Source organism: Roseibium sp., from assembly GCF_039982295.1.
GTDB lineage: Bacteria > Pseudomonadota > Alphaproteobacteria > Rhizobiales > Stappiaceae > Roseibium.
Genome location: NZ_JBDWYP010000060.1, coordinates 1 through 2,156 on the forward strand (window position 1 = coordinate 1; position 2,156 = coordinate 2,156).

Here is a 2,156-nt window from a genome sequence, read left to right on the forward strand (position 1 = left end):
AGCTGCGTCCAGGATCCGACCCCGCATCTGGTCCATGGAACGGGCGTTCATGGCGGCAGTATCCCGGAGCCGGCCGAGAGAACCGGAGATCCTGCGCGCCGGGCCGCTGACCCGGTCGCGCAGGTTCGCGATCAATGTGGAAGTAAGGACTGCCAAGTTACAAAGCCTTTGATTGCGTCAGAAATTCAACGGCGCCAGAAATTGACCGGGCATCGCGCCTTAGAACTGCTCATGACCGGACGCGCCAAGGCTCGCTGAAAACCAGATCATCATTTGGATTGTTCGGTCGCAGTCCGCTCCCTGGCCGCAACGCGGCCGGCGGCGTCGACATAGGCCAGGAACTCGTCGATATCCCAGCCCTCAATGTCCGGCACCGCTGTATTCAGCGCGCGGGCCGACTGGACGATCAGGTCGCGCCAGCGAACCGGGTCTTGCCCTTCCTGCGGAGCGGAGCTTTCTTTCCATGCTTTCCCAGCATGACTTCCATTGCCCCCGAGAGTTTTTCCATGTCTTCGATGTCGACCATCTTGATCACTTCGATATCGACGTCGCAGAGCGCCGCCATCAGCAGATAGCCTGCAATCACCTCGTCCTCTGTGCCCTCCGCAATCAGGGCGTCCCCGGCCCGCATGCGGCGCAGGGTCAGGCGGCTGTAGGTCACGCCCTCACGGTCGAAAGGAAAATCAAGATCGACGGTCTTGGTGCGGGGTTTGGTGGTCATGAGAACTCCGGAAGTCTTGGGGAGGAAACCGGGCACCGCATTGCCGGCGCCCGAGCTGCATTGATCAGGCGCCAAGTGCGCGGCGGACACCTTCGAACAGATCGACGCCATCCCGGCGCAGGATCCGCTCTTCAAAATCCACGTACCATAGCTCCTCGCCATCCAGAGAAAACTCGAAATGGGTCACTTCCCGGAAGACGTGGTTGCAGCCCTGAAAGTCAGAGGGGTCGCTTTCATCTGGCTCCCATTCGGAAATCGCGCCCTCGATGACACCGCGCGCTGGCACATCCAGACCGTTGGTCTTGTCCCTGTAAGCACCGGCAAAGACCCAGCGGTCACGAACGCCAAGGCCCCGGAAAATGTCAGTGTCGATCCCCTTGACCGAAAACGCTGGCTCCAACGCCTCGATCCGGGGCTGGGTAAAGTCCACCGCCATGACGCTGCCGCCCGGATTGTGATTGGCATTGGCGAACTTGATCGCGGGAATGGTCAGCTTGGAGATCGTGGTGGCACGGGAGGTGCCCGCTTCCTCGGCGCGGCGAACATCCACGGCGGTCAGCATGTAGATAGGATTGGCCATAGGTGGCTCCTGTCAGTTGTTGGTAGATCACAAAGTGCGCTGGAAGACGTTCTGCCCCCCGAGATCGAGTGCCGGAACTCAGGTGTCCGAACTCAGGCGCTGGAGGTCAGGCGCTGGAAATCAGGCGCTGGAAGTCATGTGCTGGAGGTCAGGCGGGAGACGATCTCATTGACGAGGCCCTCGACCGCCGGCAGATAACGCCGGATCTCATGCTCAGCCACCTTGAAGACCGGAGCCGGTTCAATGCCGATGTCCAGGTGGATCCGACCAAGGCGAAGGTTCTCGGGAGAGTTTTGATCGGCGGTGAACATGGCGTCCCTTGGGGAATAGCCAAGGATATGACCTGCAGCTTTGTGATCGCGTAATTTGAACTGGATCGAGTTGATCCAGGCTTCGACCGTATCGGCCGACATTTTCCGGCCCAGGAATTGACGGGTGATCTGGATCAGCTCCGTCACGATGTAATCGGTCCCGCGCACCTGGTGGATCTGTTCAAAGAGTTCACCGGTCGCCGCATTGTCGGTACCGATGAACACATACCCACCGTCGGAGATCGCTCCGTCGACACCCGTCTCCCCTTCAGCCACGATTGCCACATTGGCCTCCAGCAGCTGCTGGCCCTCGGTTGAGCCGTCTAGCAGCGAGAACGGGATCTTGCGTGACAGTCCGGCAAGGCCATAAATCGCCCGGTTCGCGAAAGGATCGAAAGGCGTCCCGCCAGTGCTGTTGTCGACCCGGACCATGAGCCCTGCCACGCGTGGGCTCATCGGTCGGGTGACCAGCACCTCACCTTCATAGACCCGTGCTGCGACACCGACCGGCATCAAGCGTTCAGAACTCATGGTTTCGCGCGCA

The 2,156-nt window shown here is 60.4% G+C and carries 2 protein-coding genes and 1 pseudogene; all 3 read right to left on the bottom strand.

Going from position 1 to position 2,156, the window contains the following annotated elements:
* Positions 1-406 precede the first annotated feature (406 nt).
* Positions 407-721 carry a phage tail assembly protein gene (locus ABJZ52_RS12680; protein ID WP_348208576.1) on the bottom strand — a complete coding sequence of 105 codons (315 nt, stop codon included), beginning with the start codon at positions 719-721 and terminating at the stop codon, positions 407-409.
* A gap of 64 nt (positions 722-785) precedes the next feature.
* Positions 786-1,301: a phage major tail tube protein gene (locus ABJZ52_RS12685; protein WP_348188537.1), complete on the bottom strand. Its 516-nt coding sequence runs from the start codon at positions 1,299-1,301 to the stop codon at positions 786-788.
* Between the two features lie 134 nt (positions 1,302-1,435).
* Positions 1,436-2,156: pseudogene (locus tag ABJZ52_RS12690) on the bottom strand (phage tail protein); the annotation flags it as partial.

Bases quoted from the DNA above. Each gene is read 5' to 3' on its own strand.
- ABJZ52_RS12680 (WP_348208576.1), bottom strand. From the start codon at position 721: ATGACCACCAAACCCCGCACCAAGACCGTCGATCTTGATTTTCCTTTC.
- ABJZ52_RS12685 (WP_348188537.1), bottom strand. From the start codon at position 1,301: ATGGCCAATCCTATCTACATGCTGACCGCCGTGGATGTTCGCCGCGCC.